Source organism: Streptomyces sp. CC0208 (genome assembly GCF_003443735.1).
Taxonomy (GTDB): domain Bacteria; phylum Actinomycetota; class Actinomycetes; order Streptomycetales; family Streptomycetaceae; genus Streptomyces; species Streptomyces sviceus.
Genome location: NZ_CP031969.1, coordinates 3,873,088 through 3,891,351, shown reverse-complemented (window position 1 = coordinate 3,891,351; position 18,264 = coordinate 3,873,088). Strand labels below are relative to the sequence as shown.

At 66.0% G+C, this 18,264-nt stretch carries 13 protein-coding genes and 3 rRNA genes; 14 read left to right on the top strand and 2 right to left on the bottom strand.

Annotated elements, in window-relative coordinates; all coding sequences use genetic code 11:
• Positions 1 to 42 precede the first annotated feature (42 nt).
• Both D1369_RS17685 and ilvD read left to right on the top strand, forming a co-directional pair.
• The gene (locus tag D1369_RS17685; RefSeq protein WP_007383794.1) at positions 43 to 654 is read left to right on the top strand and encodes a TetR family transcriptional regulator; all 612 of its coding nucleotides are present in this window, start codon (positions 43 to 45) and stop codon (positions 652 to 654) included.
• A gap of 136 nt (positions 655 to 790) precedes the next feature.
• Complete coding sequence (gene ilvD, locus D1369_RS17680) at positions 791 to 2,644, top strand: dihydroxy-acid dehydratase (protein WP_007383795.1); 1,854 nt, start codon at positions 791 to 793, stop codon at positions 2,642 to 2,644.
• Positions 2,645 to 2,696: 52 nt separating this feature from the next.
• Here the strand turns inward: ilvD and D1369_RS17675 are convergent, their stop codons facing one another.
• Positions 2,697 to 4,787, bottom strand: coding sequence for a serine/threonine-protein kinase (locus tag D1369_RS17675; RefSeq protein WP_007383796.1), 2,091 nt, complete (start codon positions 4,785 to 4,787; stop codon positions 2,697 to 2,699).
• Positions 4,788 to 4,969: 182 nt separating this feature from the next.
• Between D1369_RS17675 and D1369_RS17670 the strand changes: the two genes are divergently transcribed.
• The 7 genes from D1369_RS17670 (at position 4,970) to proC (ending at position 9,642) form a co-directional block, all read left to right on the top strand.
• Positions 4,970 to 5,287 (top strand): SH3 domain-containing protein, encoded by a 318-nt coding sequence (locus tag D1369_RS17670; protein ID WP_007383797.1) that lies wholly within the window; start codon positions 4,970 to 4,972, stop codon positions 5,285 to 5,287.
• Between the two features lie 47 nt (positions 5,288 to 5,334).
• Positions 5,335 to 5,643 (top strand): SH3 domain-containing protein, encoded by a 309-nt coding sequence (locus tag D1369_RS17665; RefSeq protein ID WP_050789903.1) that lies wholly within the window; start codon positions 5,335 to 5,337, stop codon positions 5,641 to 5,643.
• Positions 5,644 to 5,687: 44 nt separating this feature from the next.
• Positions 5,688 to 6,197 (top strand): hypothetical protein, encoded by a 510-nt coding sequence (locus D1369_RS17660; protein WP_007383799.1) that lies wholly within the window; start codon positions 5,688 to 5,690, stop codon positions 6,195 to 6,197.
• Positions 6,198 to 6,288: 91 nt separating this feature from the next.
• Positions 6,289 to 7,068, top strand: coding sequence for a class I SAM-dependent methyltransferase (locus tag D1369_RS17655; RefSeq protein ID WP_007383800.1), 780 nt, complete (start codon positions 6,289 to 6,291; stop codon positions 7,066 to 7,068).
• Positions 7,069 to 7,145: 77 nt separating this feature from the next.
• The gene (locus D1369_RS17650; protein ID WP_007383801.1) at positions 7,146 to 7,961 is read left to right on the top strand and encodes an ABC transporter ATP-binding protein; all 816 of its coding nucleotides are present in this window, start codon (positions 7,146 to 7,148) and stop codon (positions 7,959 to 7,961) included.
• Positions 7,958 to 8,743, top strand: a complete 786-nt coding sequence (locus tag D1369_RS17645) for an ABC transporter permease (RefSeq protein ID WP_007383802.1) — start codon at positions 7,958 to 7,960, stop codon at positions 8,741 to 8,743. Before D1369_RS17650 ends, D1369_RS17645 begins: the two co-directional genes overlap by 4 nt.
• Positions 8,744 to 8,829: 86 nt before the next feature.
• Positions 8,830 to 9,642 carry a pyrroline-5-carboxylate reductase gene (gene proC, locus D1369_RS17640; protein WP_037901010.1) on the top strand — a complete coding sequence of 271 codons (813 nt, stop codon included), beginning with the start codon at positions 8,830 to 8,832 and terminating at the stop codon, positions 9,640 to 9,642.
• A 73-nt stretch (positions 9,643 to 9,715) separates the two neighbouring features.
• Here proC and trpS read toward each other — a convergent pair whose 3' ends face one another.
• A complete protein-coding gene (gene trpS / locus D1369_RS17635; RefSeq protein ID WP_007383804.1) occupies positions 9,716 to 10,762 on the bottom strand; it encodes a tryptophan--tRNA ligase in 1,047 nt (348 codons plus the stop codon).
• A gap of 837 nt (positions 10,763 to 11,599) precedes the next feature.
• Here trpS and D1369_RS17625 point away from each other — a divergent pair.
• From D1369_RS17625 to D1369_RS17605, 5 genes are all read left to right on the top strand, one after another.
• A 16S ribosomal RNA gene (locus D1369_RS17625) occupies positions 11,600 to 13,127 on the top strand.
• A gap of 307 nt (positions 13,128 to 13,434) precedes the next feature.
• Positions 13,435 to 16,556: ribosomal RNA gene (locus tag D1369_RS17620) — 23S ribosomal RNA — on the top strand.
• 70 nt (positions 16,557 to 16,626) lie between these two features.
• Positions 16,627 to 16,743: ribosomal RNA gene (gene rrf / locus D1369_RS17615) — 5S ribosomal RNA — on the top strand.
• The 16S, 23S and 5S rRNA genes sit together here, the layout of an rRNA operon.
• 64 nt (positions 16,744 to 16,807) lie before the next feature.
• Entirely contained in the window at positions 16,808 to 17,452 is a 645-nt protein-coding gene (locus D1369_RS17610) for an HAD family hydrolase (protein WP_037903547.1), read from the top strand.
• Positions 17,453 to 17,521: 69 nt separating this feature from the next.
• Positions 17,522 to 18,205, top strand: coding sequence for a VC0807 family protein (locus D1369_RS17605; RefSeq protein ID WP_007383807.1), 684 nt, complete (start codon positions 17,522 to 17,524; stop codon positions 18,203 to 18,205).
• Positions 18,206 to 18,264 lie beyond the last annotated feature (59 nt).

Genomic DNA, 18,264 nt, shown 5'->3' with positions numbered 1-18,264 from the left:
GATCCCGCCCCGGCCGTGAAGAACAGCGATCCCGCCCCGGCCGTGGGCGACGTCACCGCCCGCAAGCGCGGCCGGCCCCGTCGTACGGAATCGGACGCGGCCGGCACCCGGGACCGGATCCTCGTCGCGGCCCGTGAGGAGTTCTCCGAGCGGGGCTACGAGAAGACGTCCGTGCGCGGGATCGCCAAGGCCGCCGGGGTCGACTCGGCCCTGGTCCACCACTACTTCGGCACCAAGGAACAGGTCTTCGAGGCGGCCGTGGAGGTCGCCGCCGCGCCCGCGCTGAGCGCGCCCGCCGCGCTCGCCGAGGGTCCCCTGGAGGACATCGGAGAGCGCTTCACCCGCTTCATCTTCGGCGTCTGGGAGAACCCCGCGACGCGCCTGCCGATCCTGGCGATCGTCCGCTCCGCGGTGAACAACGAGACCGCGGCCGCCGTCTTCCGCCGGCTGGTCGCCGCCCAGCTGCTGCGCCGCGTCGCCGACCAGCTGGACCTGCCGGACGCGGAGCTGCGGGTCGAACTGGCGGCCGCGCAGCTCGTCGGGACGGCCATGCTGCGGTACGTGATCAAGGTGGAGCCGCTGGCGTCGACGGACATCGAGCGGATCATCGCGCGGGTGGCCCCGGTGGTGCAGGGCCATCTGACCGGTCCCTGACTCCGAGACGGGCGTCCCGCATTCCGGACACCCTGTCCCGGCCCCTGGATGACCGGCGTACGCTCGTCAGCAGTCAGAAGTCTGATACGACCGTCTCCGAAGTCTCTGACGACCGTCTCTGAAGGAGCGAGCGACGATGCCCGAGCTGAGGTCCCGCACAGTCACCCACGGCCGCAACATGGCGGGCGCACGCGCCCTTATGCGCGCCTCCGGTGTACCCGGTGCGGACATCGGCCGCAAGCCGATCATCGCGGTCGCCAACTCCTTCACGGAGTTCGTGCCGGGCCACACCCACCTGCAGCCGGTCGGCCGGATCGTCTCCGAGGCGATCGTCGCGGCCGGCGGCATCCCGCGCGAGTTCAACACCATCGCCGTCGACGACGGCATCGCGATGGGCCACGGCGGCATGCTGTACTCGCTGCCCTCCCGCGACCTGATCGCCGACTCGGTCGAGTACATGGTCGAGGCCCACTGCGCCGACGCCCTGATCTGCATCTCGAACTGCGACAAGATCACCCCGGGCATGCTCAACGCGGCCCTGCGCCTGAACATCCCCACGGTCTTCGTCTCCGGCGGCCCGATGGAGTCCGGCCGCGCGACCCTCGTGGACGGTACGGTCCGCACGCTCGACCTGGTCGACGCGATGTCCGAGGCCGTGAACGAGAAGATCTCGGACGCGGACATGCTCCGTATCGAGGAGAACGCCTGTCCGACCTGCGGCAGCTGTTCCGGCATGTTCACGGCCAACTCGATGAACTGCCTGACGGAGGCCATCGGCCTCTCGCTCCCCGGCAACGGCTCGGTCCTGGCCACGCACACGGCCCGCAAGCAGCTGTACGTCGACGCGGCCGACACCGTCATGGACATCACCCGCCGCTACTACGAGCAGGACGACGAGACGGTCCTGCCGCGCAACGTCGCCACCTTCGCGGCCTTCGAGAACGCCATGGCCCTCGACATCGCCATGGGCGGCTCCACCAACACGATCCTGCACCTGCTGGCCGCGGCCCAGGAGGCGGAGGTCCCCTTCGGTCTCGCCGAGATCGACGCCGTCTCCCGCCGCGTCCCCTGCCTCGCGAAGGTCGCCCCGAACGTGGCGAAGAACCGCACGTACTACATGGAGGACGTGCACCGCGCGGGCGGCATCCCCGCCCTCCTCGGCGAACTGCACCGCGCCGGCCTGCTGAACGAGGACGTGCACTCGGTCCACAGCCCCTCCCTCGCGGACTGGCTCAAGACCTGGGACGTCCGTGGTGGCTCGCCGTCCCCCAAGGCCCTGGAACTGTGGCACGCGGCCCCCGGCTGCGTCCGCTCCGCCGAGGCGTTCTCCCAGTCCGAGCGCTGGGAGTCCCTGGACGAGGACGCCGCAGAGGGCTGCATCCGCAGCGCCGAGCACGCGTACTCCAAGGACGGCGGCCTCGCGGTCCTCAAGGGCAACCTGGCGGTCGACGGCTGTGTCGTGAAGACGGCCGGCGTCGACGAGTCGATCTGGACGTTCGAGGGGCCTGCGGTCGTCTGCGAGTCGCAGGAAGAGGCCGTCCAGAAGATCCTCACCCAGCAGGTCAAGGAGGGTGACGTCGTCGTCATCCGCTACGAGGGCCCCAAGGGCGGCCCCGGCATGCAGGAGATGCTCTACCCGACCTCGTACCTGAAGGGCCGCGGCCTCGGCAAGGCCTGCGCCCTGATCACCGACGGCCGCTTCTCCGGCGGCACCTCGGGCCTGTCCATCGGCCACGCCTCCCCGGAGGCGGCGGCCGGCGGCACCATCGCCCTCGTCGAGGACGGGGACCGCATCCGCATCGACATCCCCGGCCGCTCGATCGAGCTCCTGGTCGACGACACCGAGCTCGCCCGCCGCGAGGCGGCCCTGGACGGCGTGTACGCCCCGAAGAACCGCGAGCGCAAGGTGTCGGCCGCGCTGCGGGCCTACGCGGCGATGGCCACCAGCGCGGACAAGGGCGCGGTGCGGGACGTGTCGAAGCTGGGCTGAGCACCTGACGCGGGGGCCGCCTCCTCGGGGGCGGCCCTTCGCGTTGCCCGGATCACCAGGCCGACGGCTCGCGAGCGTCCACGGCGAAGACGGTGCCGTCGGGGGCGGTGGCGTAGATCCGGCCGTCGGCGACGGTAGGTGAGGGCAGTGCGCCGGCGACCGTACCCGAGTTCGAACCGAGACGCGCCGGGGTCTGCCCGACGAGCCGGCCCTTGCCGGCGTCGACGGCGAGCAGCCGTCCGTCTGCCGTGGCGAAGTACACATGGCGGTCGTCGGCCACCGGTACGGAACCCCGGCTCACCGATGTCTCGAGATTCCAGAGCCGTTTGCCCGCCGCCGTGTCCACGGCGTCGAGGGAACCACTCATCGCCAGTACGTAGACCATGTTCCCGCGCACCGTGGCCTGGGCATCGGGGCGTGCCACCGGGAGCTTCACCCGGCGCGACGACTCGGTGGCCGGTGTGTAGCGGACGACAGCGTCCGTGTCGCCGTACAGGTTGTTCGTCGAGAGGAAGAAGACGGACCCTCCGTGCGCGCCCACTGGGGTGAGGTTGCCGCTCAGCCGGGAGTCCCATCGCACGGTCCCGGTCCTGGGGTCCACCGCGGTGACCCGGGTGCTCAAGCCGTCGAGGGAGAGGTTGGTCGTGTACGCCAGAGGGTCCCCGTCGAACGAGACGAAGGCCGGCGTGGGCTGCCCCGGTATCCGCAGGTTCCACTTGGTGTCACCCGTCGCCGCGTCCACACCGGTGACCGTCCCGTCGAGCAGAGTCAGCAGGAGCATTCCTCCGACGATCTGCATCCCGTGGTGTTCGGGCAGAGTGCGCTGCCAACGCGTCTCGCCCGAGGCGGGGTCGAGCGCTTCGAGGCGTCGCGATTCCTCCACCATCGGCTGTACGAGACCACCCTCGACGGCCGGTGGCTTGCTGGGCTTCGACTCGGCGACGGAGTGTCGCCACATCAGGGCGCCGTCGGCCGGGTTCAGAGCGAAGACGGTGCCGGACTGCGCACAGATCAACTGACCGGCCCCGTAGGAGCATTGCGCCGGACTCGTGGCCTTGGGCACCGGGTTCGCCGTCCAGCCGGCGAACCGGGCGGCTGCTGTGGGCTTGTCACCGCTCTTCGCGGTGGCGTCCTCGCTGCTGCCGAGCCACTGGACGGAGGCAAGGACACCGGCCAGGACCAGCACGACCGCGACGGCCACGAGGAGCGTCCTTCGGGAGGGACGCCGCCCGGGCCGTGACGGCTGCTCCTTCGGCTCGGGCCCCGGCACGTCACCCGTGCGCTGCGCCGGTATGAACGTCTGGGTGTCGTACGAGGCCGCGACGGACCGCAGCTCCCGCATCAGCTCGTCCGGGGTCGGCCGGTCCTCGGGCTCCTTGGCGAGACACCGCACGATGATCGGCGCGAGATTCGTCGGTACGCCGGTCAGGTCCGGCTCGTCGTGCACGACCTGGTAGGCGACGACATACGGACTGTCGGAATCGAACGGCCCGCGTCCCGTGGCCGCGTGCACCATCACGGAGCCCAGGGCGAAGATGTCGGCGGCGGGACCCACCTCACGCGGCCGCCGGAACTGCTCGGGCGCCATGAACGGCGGAGTCCCGATCAACTTCCCCGTCTCGGTGCGAAGTTCGCTGTCCTTTGGCCGAGAAATGCCGAAGTCGATGACCTTGGGACCGTCCTCGGCGAGCAGCACGTTGCTCGGCTTGAGGTCCCTGTGCACGACGCCGACCCGATGGATGTCACGCAGCGCCTCCGCCAGACCGGCCATCAGGCGCCGCAACTGGTCCGGCGCCATCGGGCCGTTCCGCTTCACCTCGTCGGAGAGTGTGGGCCCGGGGATGAACAACGTGGCCATCCACGGCCGCTCGGCATCGGGATCGGCATCGACGACGGACGCGGTGAATGCCCCGCTCACCTTCCGCGCCGCGGCCACCTCCTGCCGGAAACGTCCCCTGAACTCGGGATCCTTGGCGAACTCGGTGTGCACGATCTTCACCGCGAGCTTCATCCCCGAGGTGCTGCGCGCGACGTGCACCACGCCCATCCCGCCGGACCCGAGACATGACTCCAGCCGGTAGTGACCGGCGTACTCGGGAAGTTCCGCTTCCGCGCCCGCTCCGGTGTTGCCCTGTGGCGCCATGGAACCACCCCCGTGCTGATCGTCCGCGCGCGCGACACACGGAGCCTATTCGATGACTCGTACGGGACAGAGGCGGCTTGCTAGTGTCCGCGTGCGAGTTACGCACATGTGTTTCATGGCGTGATTCAGGGGAATCAACGGGTCCCCATGGCAGTCATGGGGACCAACGGGGGAGGACTTGCATGTCTGTTGACCGTGTGGAAGAGACCGGGGGCGCCGAGGCGACCGAGGCCCTGTCGGCGGTGGCATCGATCCGCTACTACTCGGTCGCGCCCGGAGTCCGGCTCAACGTCCGCAACGGCCCGGGCACGAGCTACAGCGTCGTGCGGGTGCTGCCCGAGGGCGCCAAGGTCCCGATCTACTGCCAGACCCCGGGCACCTCAGTGAGCGGCCCGTACGGCACCAGCAACATCTGGGACAACATCAGCAACGGCCAGTACGTCGCCGACGCCTACGTACTCACCGGCAGCGACGGCTACGTCGCCGACCGCTGCTCCTGAACCTCCCTGGGGGAATCCTGATGACGTCCCTGAAACGCAGATCCACCATGCTCCTGGGCCTCGCCGCCGCCTTCCTCATGGTCGGCGCGGCCCACGCCGAGGCCGCCGTCCACTACTACGACGTCGCGCCGGATGTACGGCTCAACGTCCGTCGTGGTCCCGGATCGCAGTACGGCATCGTCCGTGTCCTGCCCGAGGGCGCCAAGGTGGCGATCTACTGCCAGACGCCGGGCGAGACGGTGTCGGGTTACTACGGCACGTCGAACATCTGGGACAACATCGCCAACGGCGAGTTCGTCTCGGACGCCTACGTCCACACCGGCAGCGACGGCTACGTGGCGTCACGCTGCGGCTGATCCCCGAAGGGAGCCCGCCCCCGTCCCGGAGCCATAATCGTCCCGTGAGCGACGAATCCGGCACCCAGGACATCCCCGCGGGCTCCCCCTCGGGCGGCCCCCGCCCTGAACCCATCCGCTTCTTCGGCACCACCTGGGTGGACCACGGCAACGGCTACGCCCTCCGCCGCGTCGGCGCCGCTGTGGGCTCCCTCGCCGCCGCCGTCGCCTCCTGCCTGATCCTCCGCTTCGCCTACGAGGGCCTGGAGATCGCCGACACCGGCAGCTTCGTGACCGTCCTCGTCATCGCGATGTTCGCGATCTGCAGCGCGCTGGCCTTCCGCAACACCTGGGACGGCTTCGGCGGCCGCCCGGACCCGGACCGCCAGGCCTCCCTCCGCGGGCTCCTGGCCATCGGGTTCGTCGGATCCCTCCTCGCGTACTTCTTCCGGTCCCTCGCGGAGGCGCCGGGCGAGAAACTGCACCGGCAGGAGTACGAGGCCGCCCGCAGGGAGCACGAGACGCGCGGTGCCCGTCGCACCGGGAACCCCTCGAAGAAGAAGCGCCGCCGCTGAGAACCTTCGGGCTTTCCCCGGGGTGCCGCTCCCGCGCTTCTCTCACCGGAAACTCACCGCCTGCTGATCCCCATCCGGCCACCATGGCCTCATGGCCGCTTCCTTTCACACCGCCCGAGCCCACTCCTTCAACTCCGCCGCCGCCCAGTACGCCGCCAACCGCCCCTCCTATCCGCCCGCCCTCTTCGACGCGATCGAGGAACTCGCCGGGCGCCCCCTAGCCGGCGCCCGGGTCGCCGACGTCGGAGCCGGTACCGGGATAGCGACCGAGCTGCTGCACGCCCGAGGCGCCGAGGTGGTCGCGGTCGAACCCGGGAGCGGCATGGCCGAGCAGTTCCGTCGCTCCCACGCCGACATCCCGATCATCAGGGGCGACGGCAACGACCTCCCCCTCCTCACGGACTCCGCCGATCTCCTCACCTACGCCCAGTCCTGGCACTGGACCGACCCGGCCCGCGCGGTCCCGGAAGCCTGCCGCGTGCTGCGGCCGGGCGGTGCGCTGGCCCTGTGGTGGAACACCTACGCCCTCGACATCCCCTGGATCGAGGGGCAGGTCGACCGGGTCGCCGAACACTTCAAGGACTACGGCGCCCACCCGACCGTCGAGGTGAACGGCAACGGAGCCCGATCCGCCCTGGCCGACCCCAGCGGCCGCCTCGACTTCACCCACCGGCTGGTCCGCTGGAGCCGCCACGTCCCCGTCGACACCCACCTCGCCAACATCGGCAGCCACTCGATGTTCCTCGTGGCGGGTGAGGACCACGCGGGCGTCTTCCTCACCGAGGAGCGGCGCATCCTGCTGGACCTCTTCCCCGACGGAACAGTCGAGGAGACCTACGACGTCGAACTGCTGGTCGCGGTCAACGCCTGACCCCGCGCCGCGGCCCGCCCCCCGCCGCCGCACGCGCGTGGTTGACGGCCCGGACTCGCGAGAGCATTATTCATCGCATGATGAATAAGGAGTCCGGGCCACCCGCCGACCGCACGGACGAAGAGCCGGCCACTCCCGCCGTCCACGCCGACGGCCTCACCGTCGTCCGAGGCCCCCGCACCGTCCTGCGCGGCCTCGCCTTCGACGTCCCACGCGGCCAGATCACCGGCCTCCTCGGCCCCTCGGGCTGCGGCAAGTCCACCCTGATGCGCTCGATCGTCGGCACCCAGGCCAAGGTCACCGGCACCCTCGACGTCCTCGGCCGACCCGCGGGCCACCCCACCCTGCGCACCCGCATCGGCTACGTCACCCAGGCCCCCTCCGTCTACGACGACCTGACCGTCCGCCAGAACCTCGACTACTTCGCCGCGATCCTCGCCCCCGGCCGCGCCGCCGTCGAGCGCCGCCGCACCGACGTCACCCGGGCTATCGACGACGTCGACCTCGCCACCCACGCCGACTCCCTCGCCGGCAACCTCTCCGGCGGCCAGCGCAGCCGCGTCTCCCTCGCCGTCGCCCTCCTCGGCACCCCCGAACTCCTCGTCCTCGACGAACCCACCGTCGGTCTCGACCCCGTTTTGCGACGCGACCTGTGGAACCTCTTCCACGACATCGCCGCCCGCCGCGGCGCCACCCTGCTCATCTCCTCCCACGTCATGGACGAGGCCGAGCGCTGCCACCGCCTCCTCCTGATGCGCGAGGGCCAGATCCTCGCCGACGACACCCCCGAAGCCCTCCGCACCCGCACCGACACGGACACCGTCGAGAGCGCCTTCCTCCACCTGGTCGACCAGGCCGTCGAGGCAAGCCGCACCAAGGAGCACACGCGATGAGCACGACCACCACACCCCGTCTCGCGCCTGCCCCCACCAGCGCCCTCAGCCTCTCCCGCACCACCGCCACCGCCACCCGGGTCCTGCGCCAGCTCCGCCACGACCCGCGCACCATCGCGATGATGATCCTCATCCCCTGCGTGATGCTCTTCCTGCTGCGCTATGTCTTCGACGGCAGCCCGCGCACCTTCGACAGCATCGGCGCCTCCCTCCTCGGGATCTTCCCGCTGATCACGATGTTCCTGGTCACCTCCATCGCCACCCTGCGCGAACGCACCTCCGGCACCCTCGAACGCCTCCTCGCCATGCCGCTCGGCAAAGGCGACCTCATCGCCGGCTACGCCCTCGCCTTCGGCACCCTCGCGATCATCCAGTCCGCCCTCGCCACCGGCCTCGCCGTCTGGACCCTCGGCCTCGACGTCACCGGCAGCCCCTGGCTCCTGCTGCTGGTCGCCCTGCTCGACGCCCTGCTCGGCACCGCCCTCGGCCTGTTCGTCTCGGCCTTCGCGGCCTCCGAATTCCAGGCCGTCCAGTTCATGCCGGCCGTGATCTTCCCCCAACTCCTCCTCTGCGGTCTCTTCACCCCCCGCGACAACATGCACCCCGTCCTGGAGACCCTCTCCGACGTCCTGCCGATGTCCTACGCCGTCGACGGCATGAACGAGGTCCTCAGGCACACGGACATGACAGCGACCTTCGTCCGCGACGCACTGATCGTGGCGGGCTGCGCACTGCTCGTCCTGGGCCTGGGAGCGGCGACACTGAGGCGCAGGACGGCATAGGACCGCCCAAGAACAGCCATCACCCCCATGTCCCGCCCACCGGACACCCACCCTGCCCGTCCCGGCCCGGTGCCAGACTGAACCGCATGAGCCAGAAAGTCGCAGTCCTCGGCACCGGCAAGATCGGCGAAGCCCTGCTCAGCGGAATGATCCGCGCCGGCTGGGCCCCGGCCGACCTCCTGGTCACCGCCCGCCGCCCCGAGCGAGCCGAGGAACTCCGCAGCCGCTACGGCGTCACCCCGGTCACCAACCCGGAGGCCGCCAAGTCCGCCGACACCCTGATCCTCACGGTCAAACCGCAGGACATGGGCACCCTCCTCGACGAACTCGCCCCGCACGTCCCGGCCGACCGCCTGGTCATCAGCGGTGCCGCCGGCATCCCCACCTCCTTCTTCGAGGAGCGCCTCGCCACCGGCACCCCGGTCGTCCGCGTCATGACCAACACACCCGCCCTGGTCGACGAGGCCATGTCGGTCATCTCCGCCGGCACCCACGCCACCGCCGACCACCTCGCCCACACCGAGGAGATCTTCGGCGCCGTCGGCAAGACCCTCCGCGTCCCCGAGTCCCAGCAGGACGCCTGCACCGCCCTCTCCGGCTCCGGACCGGCGTACTTCTTCTACCTGGTCGAAGCCATGACCGACGCGGGCATCCTGCTCGGCCTGCCCCGCGACAAGGCCCACGACCTGATCGTCCAGTCCGCGATCGGCGCCGCCACGATGCTCCGCGACAGCGGCGAACACCCGGTGAAGCTCCGCGAGAACGTCACGTCCCCCGCGGGCACCACCATCAACGCCATCCGCGAACTCGAGAACCACGGCGTACGAGCGGCCCTCATCGCCGCCCTCGAAGCCGCCCGCGACCGCAGCCGCGCACTGGCCTCCGGCAAGAAGGACTGACGCCGGCAGCGAGGCGCGATGTGCCGGGCGCTGCGCATCGCGCCTCGCCACCGCCCGTCAGGGCGGACCAGTCCTACGTGGCGGCGTTCATCACGACACCGCTGTCGACCGCGCCGGTATCGACCGAGGCCGGAAGCAGCCCGATCGCGCGATAAGCGGCATCCACGGTCGGCCGCGCCATCGCCCGAGCCCTCTCCGCGCCATCCCGCAGCACCCCCTCCACATAGCCAGGATCCGCGCACAACTCCTTGTGCCTCTCCTGTACGGGCCTCAGGACCTCGACCACGGCCTCGGCGGTGTCCTTCTTCAAGGCGCCGTACGACTCATATACACCGCTCAGCTCCGATGGGTTCCCACCCGTGCAGGACGCGAGGATCTCCAACAGGTTCGCCGGCCCGGGCCGGTCCTCCCGGTCGTACACGACGTCCGTCCCGCTGTCGGTCACGGCCCGCATGACCTTCCGCCGCACCACATCCGGTTCGTCGAGCAGATAGACGATCCCCGGCCCGGAGTCGTCGGACTTCCCCATCTTCGACAGCGGATCCTGGAGGTTCATGACCCGCGCGCCCACCTTCGGCACGGTGGCCCGGGGCACCACGAACGTGTAGCCGTACCGCTGGTTGAACCGCACCGCCAGATCCCGGGTCAGCTCCACATGCTGAGCCTGGTCGTCCCCGACCGGCACCTCGTCGGCCCCGTACGCCAGGATGTCCGCCGCCATCAGGACGGGATAGGTGAGCAGCGACAGGCGGACACTCCCGCCGCGCGCCCGCTCCCGAGCGGCCTTCTCCTTGTACTGGATCATGCGCCGCATCTCGCCGTCCGTGGCCACGCACTCCAGCACGTACGACAGCCGCGTGTGCTCGTCCACATGACTCTGCACGAACACGGTGCACAACTCGGGATCCAGCCCCGACGCGAGCAACAGCGTCGCCGCCTGCCGACTCAGCCGGCGCACCCGCGCCGGATCATGGTCGACGGTCAGGGCGTGCAGGTCGACGATGCAGAACAGCGACTCCGCCCGGTGCTGGTCGACCGCGGCCCACTGCCGCATGGCTCCCAGGTAGTTCCCCAGCGTCAGATGCCCCGTCGGCTTGACCCCGCTGAAGACCCGCGTCATCTCTCCACCTCCTGGTCGAGACCGCCGTCCCCGGCCGGCCGACCCTCAGGAGTCCTGGAGGGAGATATGCGAACGGCCGCCGAGGAGGCGGCCGTTGAGTGCATACGTGCTTACGGCCGCCGTCAGGCGGCCCGCCACTGCTGGGTGCACGTACGCGTTGTCATGCAGGCCAGCCTACGCCTGTACGGGCTCGTCCGGACCTGAGTTGACACCCCCCAGCCCGGTACGTAGTGTTCTCCGAGTTGTCCGACGTGAGCGCCGACTCCGGTCGGTCCCCGGACAGCCATTCCGCAGGTACCAACCAACAAACGACGACAGTCGCTCTGTCTGCCGTCGCTGTATTGGCGTGCGTATTCGCGAAACGAGGAATCCACGTTCGAAAGGACGGTGGCCCCCGATTAGCTCGGGAGCCGGGAATCCGCTAAAGTCTCACTCGTCGGAACGGCCCAACGGCCGGGAAGACAAGCCCCGCTGACTGGGAATCAGGCCCGAAAGGATCTGATAGAGTCGGAACCGCCGGAAAGGGAAACGCGAGAGCGGGAACCTGGAAAGCACCGAGGAAATCAGAACCGGAAACGGTCTGATAGAGTCGGAAACGCAAGACCGAAGGGAAACTGCCCGGAGGAAAGCCCGAGAGGGTGAGTACAAAGGAAGCGTCCGTTCCTTGAGAACTCAACAGCGTGCCAAAAATCAACGCCAGATATGTTGATACCCCGTCTCCAGCATCTGCTGGGACGAGGTTCCTTTGAAATAAACACAGCGAGGACGCTGTGAACGACCGCCTTATTCCGGTGGTTGTTCCGCTCTCGTGTGTGTGCACCCGATTACGGGTAAACATTCACGGAGAGTTTGATCCTGGCTCAGGACGAACGCTGGCGGCGTGCTTAACACATGCAAGTCGAACGATGAACCACTTCGGTGGGGATTAGTGGCGAACGGGTGAGTAACACGTGGGCAATCTGCCCTTCACTCTGGGACAAGCCCTGGAAACGGGGTCTAATACCGGATACCACTCGCACGGGCATCTGTGCGGGTTGAAAGCTCCGGCGGTGAAGGATGAGCCCGCGGCCTATCAGCTTGTTGGTGAGGTAATGGCTCACCAAGGCGACGACGGGTAGCCGGCCTGAGAGGGCGACCGGCCACACTGGGACTGAGACACGGCCCAGACTCCTACGGGAGGCAGCAGTGGGGAATATTGCACAATGGGCGAAAGCCTGATGCAGCGACGCCGCGTGAGGGATGACGGCCTTCGGGTTGTAAACCTCTTTCAGCAGGGAAGAAGCGAAAGTGACGGTACCTGCAGAAGAAGCGCCGGCTAACTACGTGCCAGCAGCCGCGGTAATACGTAGGGCGCAAGCGTTGTCCGGAATTATTGGGCGTAAAGAGCTCGTAGGCGGCTTGTCACGTCGGGTGTGAAAGCCCGGGGCTTAACCCCGGGTCTGCATTCGATACGGGCTAGCTAGAGTGTGGTAGGGGAGATCGGAATTCCTGGTGTAGCGGTGAAATGCGCAGATATCAGGAGGAACACCGGTGGCGAAGGCGGATCTCTGGGCCATTACTGACGCTGAGGAGCGAAAGCGTGGGGAGCGAACAGGATTAGATACCCTGGTAGTCCACGCCGTAAACGGTGGGAACTAGGTGTTGGCGACATTCCACGTCGTCGGTGCCGCAGCTAACGCATTAAGTTCCCCGCCTGGGGAGTACGGCCGCAAGGCTAAAACTCAAAGGAATTGACGGGGGCCCGCACAAGCAGCGGAGCATGTGGCTTAATTCGACGCAACGCGAAGAACCTTACCAAGGCTTGACATACACCGGAAAGCATCAGAGATGGTGCCCCCCTTGTGGTCGGTGTACAGGTGGTGCATGGCTGTCGTCAGCTCGTGTCGTGAGATGTTGGGTTAAGTCCCGCAACGAGCGCAACCCTTGTCCTGTGTTGCCAGCATGCCCTTCGGGGTGATGGGGACTCACAGGAGACCGCCGGGGTCAACTCGGAGGAAGGTGGGGACGACGTCAAGTCATCATGCCCCTTATGTCTTGGGCTGCACACGTGCTACAATGGCAGGTACAATGAGCTGCGATACCGTGAGGTGGAGCGAATCTCAAAAAGCCTGTCTCAGTTCGGATTGGGGTCTGCAACTCGACCCCATGAAGTCGGAGTTGCTAGTAATCGCAGATCAGCATTGCTGCGGTGAATACGTTCCCGGGCCTTGTACACACCGCCCGTCACGTCACGAAAGTCGGTAACACCCGAAGCCGGTGGCCCAACCTCCTTGTGGGGAGGGAGCTGTCGAAGGTGGGACTGGCGATTGGGACGAAGTCGTAACAAGGTAGCCGTACCGGAAGGTGCGGCTGGATCACCTCCTTTCTAAGGAGCACTTCTTACCGATCCCCTCGGGGTGAGGTCAGAGGCCACTACGCAGGCAAACGTTCTGCGGTGGTTGCTCATGGGTGGAACGTTGATTATTCGGCACTTTCAGTCATCTCGGGCTGCCAGTACTGCTCTTCGGAGCGTGGAAAGCTGATCACGAGTGGCGAGGGTGTCGGGCACGCTGTTGGGTGTCTGAGGGAATGAACCCCCTCTGATACCGGCCCCAGTGAACTCGGAGTGAAGCTCCGGGGTGATGGGTGGCTGGTCGTTGTTTGAGAACTGCACAGTGGACGCGAGCATCTGTGGCCAAGTTTTTAAGGGCGCACGGTGGATGCCTTGGCACCAGGAACCGATGAAGGACGTGGGAGGCCACGATAGTCCCCGGGGAGTCGTCAACCAGGCTTTGATCCGGGGGTTTCCGAATGGGGAAACCCGGCAGTCGTCATGGGCTGTCACCCATACCTGAACACATAGGGTATGTGGAGGGAACGCGGGGAAGTGAAACATCTCAGTACCCGCAGGAAGAGAAAACAACCGTGATTCCGGGAGTAGTGGCGAGCGAAACCGGATGAGGCCAAACCGTATGCGTGTGAGACCCGGCAGGGGTTGCGCATGCGGGGTTGTGGGATCTCTCTTTCACAGTCTGCCGGCTGTGAGACGAGTCAGAAACCGTTGATGTAGGCGAAGGACATGCGAAAGGTCCGGCGTAGAGGGTAAGACCCCCGTAGTCGAAACATCAGCGGCTCGTTTGAGAGACACCCAAGTAGCACGGGGCCCGAGAAATCCCGTGTGAATCTGGCGGGACCACCCGCTAAGCCTAAATATTCCCTGGTGACCGATAGCGGATAGTACCGTGAGGGAATGGTGAAAAGTACCGCGGGAGCGGAGTGAAATAGTACCTGAAACCGTGTGCCTACAAGCCGTGGGAGCGTCGCGCATTGAGTTTACTCAATGCGTCGTGACTGCGTGCCTTTTGAAGAATGAGCCTGCGAGTTTGCGGTGTGTTGCGAGGTTAACCCGGGTGGGGTAGCCGTAGCGAAAGCGAGTCCTAATAGGGCGTTTGAGTAGCACGCTCAAGACCCGAAGCGGAGTGATCTAGCCATGGGCAGGTTGAAGCGGAGGTAAGACTTCGTGGAGGACCGAACCCACCAGGGTTGAAAACCTGGGGGATGACCTGTGGTTAGGGGTGAAAGGCCAATCAAACTCCGTGATAGCTGGTTCTCCCCGAAATGCATTTAGGTGCAGCGTCGTGTGTTTCTTGCCGGAGGTAGAGCACTGGATAGGCGATGGGCCCTACCGGGTTACTGACCTTAGCCAAACTCCGAATGCCGGTAAGTGAGAGCGCGGCAGTGAGACTGTGGGGGATAAGCTCCATGGTCGAGAGGGAAACAGCCCAGAGCATCGACTAAGGCCCCTAAGCGTACGCTAAGTGGGAAAGGATGTGGAGTCGCAGAGACAACCAGGAGGTTGGCTTAGAAGCAGCCACCCTTGAAAGAGTGCGTAATAGCTCACTGGTCTAGTGATTCCGCGCCGACAATGTAGCGGGGCTCAAGCGTACCGCCGAAGTCGTGTCATTGCAGCAATACTCCCAACGGAGGCTGTGATGGGTAGGGGAGCGTCGTGTGCCGGGTGAAGCTGCAGCGGAAGCTAGTGGTGGACGGTTCACGAGTGAGAATGCAGGCATGAGTAGCGATACACACGTGGGAAACGTGTGCGCCGATTGACTAAGGGTTCCTGGGTCAAGCTGATCTGCCCAGGGTAAGTCGGGACCTAAGGCGAGGCCGACAGGCGTAGTCGATGGATAACCGGTTGATATTCCGGTACCCGCTGTGAAGCGTCAAACATCGAACCAGGCGATGCTAAGTCCGTGAAGCCGTTCCGGACCCTTCGGGGAAAGGAAAGTGGTGGAGCCGGCGAACCAGACTTGTAGTAGGTGAGTGATGGGGTGACGCAGGAAGGTAGTCCAGCCCGGGCGGTGGTTGTCCCGGGGTAAGGGTGTAGGACGTCAGGTAGGTAAATCCGCCTGGCAATAGTCTGAGACCTGATGCCGAGCCGATTGTGGTGAAGTGGATGATCCTATGCTGTCGAGAAAAGCCTCTAGCGAGTTTCATGGCGGCCCGTACCCTAAACCGACTCAGGTGGTCAGGTAGAGAATACCGAGGCGTTCGGGTGAACTATGGTTAAGGAACTCGGCAAAATGCCCCCGTAACTTCGGGAGAAGGGGGGCCATCACTGGTGAGAGGACTTGCTCCTCGAGCTGGGGGTGGCCGCAGAGACCAGCGAGAAGCGACTGTTTACTAAAAACACAGGTCCGTGCGAAGCCGTAAGGCGATGTATACGGACTGACGCCTGCCCGGTGCTGGAACGTTAAGGGGACCGGTTAGTCACATTTCGGTGTGGCGAAGCTGAGAACTTAAGCGCCAGTAAACGGCGGTGGTAACTATAACCATCCTAAGGTAGCGAAATTCCTTGTCGGGTAAGTTCCGACCTGCACGAATGGCGTAACGACTTCTCGACTGTCTCAACCATAGGCCCGGTGAAATTGCACTACGAGTAAAGATGCTCGTTTCGCGCAGCAGGACGGAAAGACCCCGGGACCTTTACTACAGTTTGATATTGGTGTTCGGTTCGGCTTGTGTAGGATAGCTGGGAGACTGTGAAGCTTGGACGCCAGTTCAGGTGGAGTCGTCGTTGAAATACCAGTCTGGTCGTGCTGGATGTCTAACCTGGGTCCGTGATCCGGATCAGGGACAGTGTCTGATGGGTAGTTTAACTGGGGCGGTTGCCTCCTAAAGAGTAACGGAGGCGCCCAAAGGTTCCCTCAGCCTGGTTGGTAATCAGGTGTTGAGTGTAAGTGCACAAGGGAGCTTGACTGTGAGACCGACGGGTCGAGCAGGGACGAAAGTCGGGACTAGTGATCCGGCGGTGGCTTGTGGAAGCGCCGTCGCTCAACGGATAAAAGGTACCCCGGGGATAACAGGCTGATCTTCCCCAAGAGTCCATATCGACGGGATGGTTTGGCACCTCGATGTCGGCTCGTCGCATCCTGGGGCTGGAGTCGGTCCCAAGGGTTGGGCTGTTCGCCCATTAAAGCGGTACGCGAGCTGGGTTTAGAACGTCGTGAGACAGTTCGGTCCCTATCCGCTGTGCGCGTAGGAGTCTTGAGAAGGGCTGTCCCTAGTACGAGAGGACCGGGACGGACGAACCTCTGGTGTGCCAGTTGTCCTGCCAAGGGCATGGCTGGTTGGCTACGTTCGGGAGGGATAACCGCTGAAAGCATCTAAGCGGGAAGCCTGCTTCGAGATGAGGACTCCCACCCCCTTGAGGGGTTAAGGCTCCCAGTAGACGACTGGGTTGATAGGCCGGATCTGGAAGCCCAGTAATGGGTGGAGGTGACCGGTACTAATAGGCCGAGGGCTTGTCCTCAGTTGCTCGCGTCCACTGTGTTAGTTCTGAGGCAACGACTGTGTCTTTTTCCGGTCGAACTTCATAGTGTTTCGGTGGTCATAGCGTGAGGGAAACGCCCGGTTACATTCCGAACCCGGAAGCTAAGCCTTACAGCGCCGATGGTACTGCAGGGGGGACCCTGTGGGAGAGTAGGACACCGCCGAACTCCTTTTAGAGTGGAAAGGCCCACACCTTATGGTGTGGGCCTTTCTGCGTTTATGGTCAACAGTATGCGCTACGACCTCGTCATCTTCGACAACGACGGTGTTCTCGTCGACAGTGAGCCGATCTCCAACCGGCACCTCGCCGCCTATCTGACGGAGCTCGGGCACCCGACCTCCTATGAGGACTCCATCCGGGACTACATGGGCTCCGCCATGCACCGGATTCACGACCTCGTCCTGGAGCGGACCGGGCGGCGGTTGCCGGACGACTTCGACGATGTCTTCCACGCGAGGGTCTTCGCCGCGTTCGAGCGGGAGTTGAAGGCCGTGGCCGGCGTCACCGGCGTACTGGAGAAGCTGACGGCGGACGGGGTGCCGTACTGTGTCGCGTCCTCCGGGAGTCATGAGCGGATCCGGGTGGGGCATCGGGCGACCGGACTTGACCAGTGGTTCGAGGACGAGCGGATCTTCAGTTCGCAGGATGTGGGGCGGGGGAAGCCGGCGCCGGACCTGTTTCTCCATGCCGCCGGGCGGATGGGGGTAGAGCCAGGGCGGTGTGTGGTGGTCGAGGACAGCCCGCTGGGGGTACAGGCGGCTGTCGCGGCCGGGATGGACGTCTGTGGGTTCACTGCCATGACGCCCGCCGCCAAGCTGGCGGGGGCGACACAACTCTTCTCCGACATGGGCGAGTTGGCGGACCTGCTCGTCTGACATTTGTCATGCCGAGGTCCGGACGATCGTTTCTGTCGGCACCCCCTCGCCGGACGAGAAGCTGAGGGCATGACGACGAAGACGAACTCGAAGCGCGCGAACCTGGCTCCCCTGATCGTGGACGTGGCTGTGCCGATCGGGGCGTACTACCTGCTCAAGGACGGGCTCGGCATGAGCACGCTGATGGCGCTGGGCCTCAGCAGTGTCGTGCCGGCCGTGCGGACCGGCTGGAGTGTGGTGAAGGAGCGGACGGTGAACGGTCTCGCCGCCCTCATCCTCGTCGTCAACGTCGCGGGGCTGCTGCTCAGCTTCGTGGCCGGCGACCCACGGCTGATGCTCGCCAAGGACAGCGGGGTCAGCAGTGTCATCGGGATCGGTGTCCTCGTCTCCGTAGCGCTGGGGAGGCCGATGATGACCGCGGGCATGAAGCCCTGGCTGGTGAAGGGGATCGCGGAGCGGGAGGCCGCCTGGGGACGGCTCCTGGCCGGGTCGGCGGACTTCCGGCGGGCCGAGCGGCGGTTCTCCGTGGTGTGGGGTGTCGTCCTGCTGACGGAGTGTGTGCTGCGGGTCGTGGGGGCGTACACGCTGCCGGTGGACACGATGGTGTGGCTCGGGTCCGTGGTCATGGTCGTGTCGATGGCGGTGGCCTTCCTGGTCAGCGGGGCGATCGGGGCCGGTCCGATGGCCCGGATGCTGATCGCCGAGACGAAGACCTGCGCCCCCGCGAGGCCCGAGGTCGCCCTCGCCCGATAAAGCTGAGGGAAATTCATCTTTGGCTGGATCTACCCACGAGTACGCCGGGGCCCTACGCT

Bases quoted from the DNA above. Each gene is read 5' to 3' on its own strand.
- ilvD (WP_007383795.1), top strand. From the start codon at position 791: ATGCCCGAGCTGAGGTCCCGCACAGTCACCCACGGCCGCAACATGGCG.
- D1369_RS17675 (WP_007383796.1), bottom strand. From the start codon at position 4,787: ATGGCGCCACAGGGCAACACCGGAGCGGGCGCGGAAGCGGAACTTCCC.
- D1369_RS17670 (WP_007383797.1), top strand. From the start codon at position 4,970: ATGTCTGTTGACCGTGTGGAAGAGACCGGGGGCGCCGAGGCGACCGAG.
- D1369_RS17665 (WP_050789903.1), top strand. From the start codon at position 5,335: ATGCTCCTGGGCCTCGCCGCCGCCTTCCTCATGGTCGGCGCGGCCCAC.
- D1369_RS17655 (WP_007383800.1), top strand. From the start codon at position 6,289: ATGGCCGCTTCCTTTCACACCGCCCGAGCCCACTCCTTCAACTCCGCC.
- D1369_RS17650 (WP_007383801.1), top strand. From the start codon at position 7,146: ATGATGAATAAGGAGTCCGGGCCACCCGCCGACCGCACGGACGAAGAG.
- D1369_RS17645 (WP_007383802.1), top strand. From the start codon at position 7,958: ATGAGCACGACCACCACACCCCGTCTCGCGCCTGCCCCCACCAGCGCC.
- proC (WP_037901010.1), top strand. From the start codon at position 8,830: ATGAGCCAGAAAGTCGCAGTCCTCGGCACCGGCAAGATCGGCGAAGCC.
- trpS (WP_007383804.1), bottom strand. From the start codon at position 10,762: ATGACGCGGGTCTTCAGCGGGGTCAAGCCGACGGGGCATCTGACGCTG.
- D1369_RS17610 (WP_037903547.1), top strand. From the start codon at position 16,808: ATGCGCTACGACCTCGTCATCTTCGACAACGACGGTGTTCTCGTCGAC.
- D1369_RS17605 (WP_007383807.1), top strand. From the start codon at position 17,522: ATGACGACGAAGACGAACTCGAAGCGCGCGAACCTGGCTCCCCTGATC.